At 33.2% G+C, this 6355-nt stretch carries 6 protein-coding genes; 5 read left to right on the forward strand and 1 reads right to left on the reverse strand.

Annotated features, from left to right (window positions below):
- The first annotated feature begins 50 nt into the window (after window positions 1-50).
- The 5 genes from HNQ03_RS08885 (at window position 51) to rpsJ (ending at window position 5093) form a co-directional block, all read left to right on the forward strand.
- Window positions 51-1679, forward strand: a complete 1629-nt coding sequence (locus tag HNQ03_RS08885) for a hypothetical protein (RefSeq protein ID WP_173779320.1) — start codon at window positions 51-53, stop codon at window positions 1677-1679.
- Window positions 1680-1760: 81 nt separating this feature from the next.
- Entirely contained in the window at window positions 1761-2144 is a 384-nt protein-coding gene (rpsL, locus tag HNQ03_RS08890; RefSeq protein ID WP_173779321.1) for a 30S ribosomal protein S12, read from the forward strand.
- A 25-nt stretch (window positions 2145-2169) separates the two neighbouring features.
- On the forward strand, window positions 2170-2646 hold the full coding sequence (gene rpsG / locus HNQ03_RS08895) for a 30S ribosomal protein S7 (RefSeq protein ID WP_173779322.1): 477 nt from the start codon (window positions 2170-2172) through the stop codon (window positions 2644-2646).
- Window positions 2647-2649: 3 nt separating this feature from the next.
- A complete protein-coding gene (fusA, locus tag HNQ03_RS08900; protein ID WP_173779323.1) occupies window positions 2650-4767 on the forward strand; it encodes an elongation factor G in 2118 nt (705 codons plus the stop codon).
- 20 nt (window positions 4768-4787) lie between these two features.
- Window positions 4788-5093 carry a 30S ribosomal protein S10 gene (gene rpsJ / locus HNQ03_RS08905; protein ID WP_173779324.1) on the forward strand — a complete coding sequence of 102 codons (306 nt, stop codon included), beginning with the start codon at window positions 4788-4790 and terminating at the stop codon, window positions 5091-5093.
- Between the two features lie 554 nt (window positions 5094-5647).
- Here rpsJ and HNQ03_RS08910 read toward each other — a convergent pair.
- Window positions 5648-6355 (reverse strand): IS3 family transposase (locus tag HNQ03_RS08910; protein WP_226927473.1); only part of this gene is annotated, 708 nt, incomplete at its 5' end.

Below are 6355 nucleotides of genomic sequence, written 5' to 3' on the forward strand. Positions count from 1 at the left end.
AATAGAGAATTCAATTTATTAGTCAAGATAAAATTGCGCATTTTTGCAGAATGAAAAAACTTTGGTTTCTTCTCGTTTTATTATTTACAACGATATTTGCTTTTTACTTTTTCATGGGATGGCATCAATTGCCATCAAGTCATCGCTATATTTATATGTTAGATGATGTCTATATTCATTTATCTTTAGCCAAAAATTATGTAGAGAATGGAGCGTGGAGTATTAATTCTACTGGATTTGATAGTGCATCTTCATCTATTTTGTACACTTTGCTGTTGAGTTTTTGCATAAAATTGTTCGGGAATTGGGAATATTATCCATTAGTTATCAATATATGTTTTGGATATTTCACGCTTTATGCATTTTATAGATACTTCAAAGATTTTTATGGAGCTGCGGAATTTAAATGGGCCTTGTTTCTATTGCTGCCTTTTACGATGCTGCATTTCACGGTTTTGATTGGGATGGAGCATACAATTCATATGTTTTTGATGGTGTTGGCGGTTTATTTTATCCATAAAAATGTTGAAATTAATTTTTCATCCAGATTTGAATTTGTTAAATTATTAATAATTGTTTTTTTTCTAGCTACAATTCGGTTTGAAAGTATGTTTTTCACGTCTGCTTTAGCTGTAGCGCTTTTTTTGAGAAAAAATATTTATCAAGGAATTTGGGTATTGATAATAGGAGTTTTCCCAATTTTAATTTTCGGATTATTTTCTATAAAAAATGGCGGCTACTTTTTTCCAAATTCCGTCATGATTAAAGGCAGTTTCCCTTCAGGAAATCATTTTATTTCTAATATGTGGAAAATTTTCGAAGTTGGAATTCTTTTCAATCCAAGTTTTTATAAATGTTTGTTCTTTCCTTTCGTATTAATAATTGCTCATTTAGCAAAAAAATACAGAAAATTTGATTTTAGAAATACTTTTTTTAAGAAAGAAACTTTAATAATTGCAATGGTAATCACTGGAATTTTGCATGCTTTATTTTCAGTTTTAAAATATAGGTATGAGAACTATTTGATGATCGCCTTTTTAATGGTAATAGCACCGATAATTGCAGATTTTTTCAAGAATTTTAAACGAGAAAAATTGAATTTTGGTTCTGTTTTAAATTTGTTTTCTATTTTTATGATAGGTGTATTTTCAATATACAGGTTTGGATCTGTGCATTATCCATTGGTTTATTCTAGCAAAGGCATCAATGAACAGCAGATAGAAATGTCTAGATTTCTAGGGATGTTTTACAAAAATGAAAAAGTTGTCGCAAATGATATTGGCGCAATTGCTTATTTTAGCAATGTTCAGCTGTTAGACATTGTAGGATTAGGAAGTACGGATGTTGCAAAAAATATTATAGAAAATAAGCATGAAACTGAAGATCATTTATTAGAAACTCAAAACAGATTTTTATCAAATTACATTTTAAAAAATAATTACAAGGTTGCCGTCATCTATCCTGGTTGGTTTCCTGGGAAGCTTCCTGCAAAGTGGTTTCCTGTTGCATCATGGACAATTTCAGAAAATAGTTTTGGACCGGCAAGAAAAACGGTAGTATTTTATGCGCTTTCAAAGGAAGAGATTTTGCCGCTGAAAAAGAATTTACAGAAATTTAATTTGAATAAAAACATTGGCGAAAGCTATTATCCTATTCAGATTTATACTGGAAAAAAATAAAAAAAATAATAACTCAGTTCTACTAGTTGCCAGTTCCAAATATAATCATTACTTTTGCCCCCTAAAATAAAAAGCAATTAAATGCCTACTATTCAACAATTAGTTAGAAAAGGAAGAGTCGCAATTACCAAGAAGAGTAAATCGGCTGCCCTTGAATCCTGTCCTCAAAGACGAGGTGTATGTACAAGAGTATATACTACCACTCCAAAGAAACCTAACTCTGCACTACGTAAAGTAGCGAGAGTAAGACTTTCTAATGGTAAAGAAGTCAATGCCTATATTCCCGGCGAAGGACACAATCTTCAAGAGCACTCGATAGTATTGGTACGCGGAGGAAGGGTGAAAGACCTACCGGGAGTACGTTATCACATCGTAAGAGGTGCATTAGACACAGCTGGTGTGAGTGGAAGAACGCAAAGACGTTCTAAATATGGTGCAAAAAGACCAAAAGAAGCTAAAAAGTAATCATTAACATTTAAGGTACAAAACAATGAGAAAGACGAAAGCAAAAAAAAGACCGTTGTTACCGGATCCAAAATTTAATGATCAACTGGTAACGAGATTTGTAAACAATTTAATGCTAGACGGTAAAAAATCTATTTCTTTTAAGATTTTTTATGACGCAATGGAATTGGTAGAGAATAAAAAAGGAGAAACTGAAAAAGGTGCTTTAGAAATCTGGAAAGATGCATTAACTAACGTAATGCCTCACGTAGAAGTACGTTCTAGAAGAATAGGTGGTGCGAATTTTCAAATCCCTATGCCTATTAGAGCAGATAGAAAAATTTCTATGGCTATGAAATGGCTAATCAAATATTCTAAACTTCGTAATGATAAATCTATGGCTCTTAAATTGGCTACAGAAATCATCGCGGCAGCTAAAGAAGAAGGTGCAGCTTACAAAAAGAAAGCAGATACTCACAAAATGGCAGAAGCAAATAAAGCTTTCTCCCACTTTAAATTTTAAGAAATGGGTAGAGATTTAAGATACACAAGAAATATTGGTATTGCCGCGCATATTGATGCTGGTAAAACCACTACTACAGAAAGAATTTTATTTTATACAGGTGTTAATCACAAAATTGGAGAAGTGCATGATGGTGCTTCTACAATGGACTGGATGGAGCAAGAAGCAGAAAGAGGTATTACAATTACTTCTGCTGCAACTACTTGTACATGGAATTTCCCAACTACTCAAGGTAAAGCTTTACCAGAAACATTACCATATCACTTTAATATTATCGATACACCAGGACACGTAGATTTTACGGTAGAGGTGAATAGATCTTTAAGAGTTTTAGATGGTCTTGTATTTTTGTTTTCAGCAGTTGATGGTGTTGAGCCACAATCTGAAACAAACTGGAGATTAGCTGATAATTACAACGTTGCGAGACTTGGTTTCGTAAACAAAATGGACCGTCAAGGTGCAGATTTCTTAAATGTTGTGAAGCAAGTGAAAGAAATGTTAGGATCTAATGCAGTTCCTATCGTTTTGCCAATTGGTGCTGAAGAAACATTTAAAGGTGTTGTAGATTTAATTAAGAATAGAGCAATTGTTTGGGATGAAGCAGGACAAGGAGCTACTTATGAAGTAGTGCCAATTCCTGAAGAAATGAAAGCAGAAGTTCTAGAATATAGAGAAAAATTAGTAGAAGCTGTTGCAGATTATGATGATACTTTGATGGAGAAATTCTTCGAAGATCCAGATTCTATTTCAGAAGACGAAATCAACGAGGCTTTGAGAAAAGCAACGATAGATTTATCTATTATTCCTATGACTTGTGGTTCTTCTTTTAAGAATAAAGGAGTGCAATTTATGCTAGATGCTGTATGTAAATATCTTCCATCTCCAATGGATAAAGAAGGTGTTACAGGTATCAACCCAAGAACAGACGAAGAAGTTTTAAGAAAACCAAGCGTTACAGAGCCTTTTGCAGCTTTAGCTTTTAAAATTGCTACCGATCCTTTCGTAGGAAGATTGGCATTCTTTAGAGCATACTCTGGAAGATTAGATGCTGGTTCTTATGTTTTGAATACACGTTCAGGAGATAAAGAAAGAATTTCTCGTATTTATCAAATGCATGCTAACAAACAAAATCCTGTAGACTATATTGAAGCAGGAGATATTGGTGCAGCGGTAGGTTTTAAATCTATAAAAACTGGAGATACATTATGTGATCTTGATAATCCAATCATTCTTGAGTCTATGGACTTCCCAGATCCAGTAATTGGTATCGCGGTAGAACCTAAAACTAAAGCAGATCAAGATAAAATGGGGAACGCTTTGGCTAAATTAGCTGAAGAAGATCCAACTTTCCAAGTGAAAACTGACGAAGCTTCTGGTCAAACGATTATTTCTGGAATGGGTGAACTTCACTTAGATATTTTGGTAGATCGTATGAGAAGAGAATTCAAAGTTGAGGTAAACCAAGGTGAACCACAAGTAGAATACAAAGAAGCTCTTACAGCTACTGCACAACACAGAGAAGTTTACAAAAAACAATCTGGTGGACGTGGTAAATTTGCAGATATTGTTTTTGAAATTGGACCAGCAGATGAAGATAAACCAGGTTTAACTTTCGTAAATGAAATTAAAGGTGGAAATATTCCAAGAGAATTTATCCCTTCTGTAGAAAAAGGTTTCAAAGATTCTATGAAAAATGGTCCTCTTGCAGGATTTGAAGTAGAATCAATGAAAGTTACTTTGAAAGACGGTTCTTTCCACGCGGTAGATTCAGATGCATTATCTTTTGAATTAGCAGCAAAAATGGGATTCCGTTCTTCAGGTAAAGCAGCAAAAGCGGTTATCATGGAACCTATTATGAAAATGGAAGTTGTAACTCCAGAAGAATATATGGGAGATATCGTAGGAGATTTAAACAGAAGAAGAGCTACTGTAAACGGAATGGACGATAGAAACAATGCTAAGATTATCAAAGCAAATGTTCCATTGTCAGAAATGTTCGGTTATGTTACTTCACTTCGTACACTTTCCTCTGGTAGAGCAACATCTACAATGGAATTTGATAGATATGAAGCAGCTCCAACACATGTTTCTGAAACAGTGATTACAAAAGCAAAAGGATAATCTTACTAAATTAAATTAAAATGTCACAAAGAATAAGAATAAAATTAAAATCTTACGATTACAATTTAGTAGATAAATCTGCTGAAAAGATCGTCAGAACTGTAAAAGCAACTGGTGCTATCGTAAACGGTCCAATTCCGTTGCCTACGCACAAAAGAATTTTCACAGTATTGAAATCTCCACACGTTAACAAGAAAGCAAGAGAGCAGTTCCAAGTAACTGCACACAAAAGATTGATGGATATCTACTCTTCTTCCTCTAAAACGGTAGATGCATTAATGAAACTAGAATTGCCTAGTGGAGTAGATGTAGAGATCAAAGTATGATGATTTAAGCTATAAGCTTTAGGCTTTAAGCAATTATATATAAATCCCCTTTCGCAAGATTGGGGATTTTTTTTGTAAGTCATTGCGAGGAACGAAGCAATCTTCTTTTCTAATTTTCAAAACTTACTATAATAGATATTCCTTCTAATAATTTTTTGGGCAGCAAGAACTTCGTTCGTAAACTTCAACTAAAGCATTCGCTTTAATTTTGTTTATGCCTTCCGTTCCCGCTCTTTTTTTCAAAAAGGAGCTTTACTCAAGTCTGCTGCGAGACTTTCGCTTTTCTACCAAATTTCTAAATTTTTCCATATATTTTTTTAGTAAATTAATTCTAAATTGAGTAAATATTGTTAAAATTTCAAAAATAACTTGCATAATTTTAATTTTGTTTTATATTAACCAATTAAAATTTTTATTATTAAAAATCGTTCTTACTTATCTATGTTATTATTTCTATTTACGTTATTAAGTGCATGTACTAATGATAGAAATGTTGAAAATGACTATTCTACCCTCATTTCTTTAGACCACAATTAGTTGTTTCTTAATTGTTTTTATGCTGCTAATTTATACATTTCCAATGGCTTTTTGAGTTTAATTCCTTGATGACTTCTGTTGTGATATCGCAATAACCATTTTTGTATTCCCAGATAAAGTTCTAATCCATCTTTCGCAGGATTTAAAAAGATATGCTGATATTTTAATGTTCTCCAAAACCGCTCAATGAAAATATTATCTAAGCACCTACCTTTCCCATCCATCGATATTTTTATATCCTCTTTTTTTAAATATTCTACATAACTCTTACATGAAAATTGAGTACCCTGGTCGGAGTTTAAAATATCCGGTCTACCATGAATTTTAATGGCTTCGCCCACCACTTTTAATGATTCCGAAGCGTCTAACGAATTGCTAATTCCCCAACCTACAATATATCTGCTATAAACGTCTATCACTGCTGTCATATACATAAATCCGTTTTTCATAGGTATATAAGTGATGTCTATTTGCCAAACCTGATTGGGTTTATTAATCTCCATATTCCTCAATAAATAAGGATAAATATATTTATTTTCCCCTTTTTGTGTGAGCATTCTGCGAGGATAGATTGGCATAATAGACGCCTTTCGCATCAAACGCCGAACTCTTTCGTAGCTCATATTTATTTCTTTTTCTTTCAGCATACACTTCATCGTAATCACTCCAGCAGTAGGTTCTTCCATAATATGCTCGTCCATAAGCTTCATTGCTTCCAAATTTTC

The organism is Frigoriflavimonas asaccharolytica (assembly GCF_013294015.1).
In the GTDB taxonomy this organism is placed as follows: Bacteria; Bacteroidota; Bacteroidia; order Flavobacteriales; family Weeksellaceae; genus Frigoriflavimonas; species Frigoriflavimonas asaccharolytica.

What these genes read in the sequence shown, in the direction of transcription:
- rpsL (WP_173779321.1), top strand. Translation starts at nt 1,761, where the DNA reads ATGCCTACTATTCAACAATTAGTTAGAAAAGGAAGAGTCGCAATTACC.
- rpsJ (WP_173779324.1), top strand. Translation starts at nt 4,788, where the DNA reads ATGTCACAAAGAATAAGAATAAAATTAAAATCTTACGATTACAATTTA.
- HNQ03_RS08885 (WP_173779320.1), top strand. Translation starts at nt 51, where the DNA reads ATGAAAAAACTTTGGTTTCTTCTCGTTTTATTATTTACAACGATATTT.
- fusA (WP_173779323.1), top strand. Translation starts at nt 2,650, where the DNA reads ATGGGTAGAGATTTAAGATACACAAGAAATATTGGTATTGCCGCGCAT.
- rpsG (WP_173779322.1), top strand. Translation starts at nt 2,170, where the DNA reads ATGAGAAAGACGAAAGCAAAAAAAAGACCGTTGTTACCGGATCCAAAA.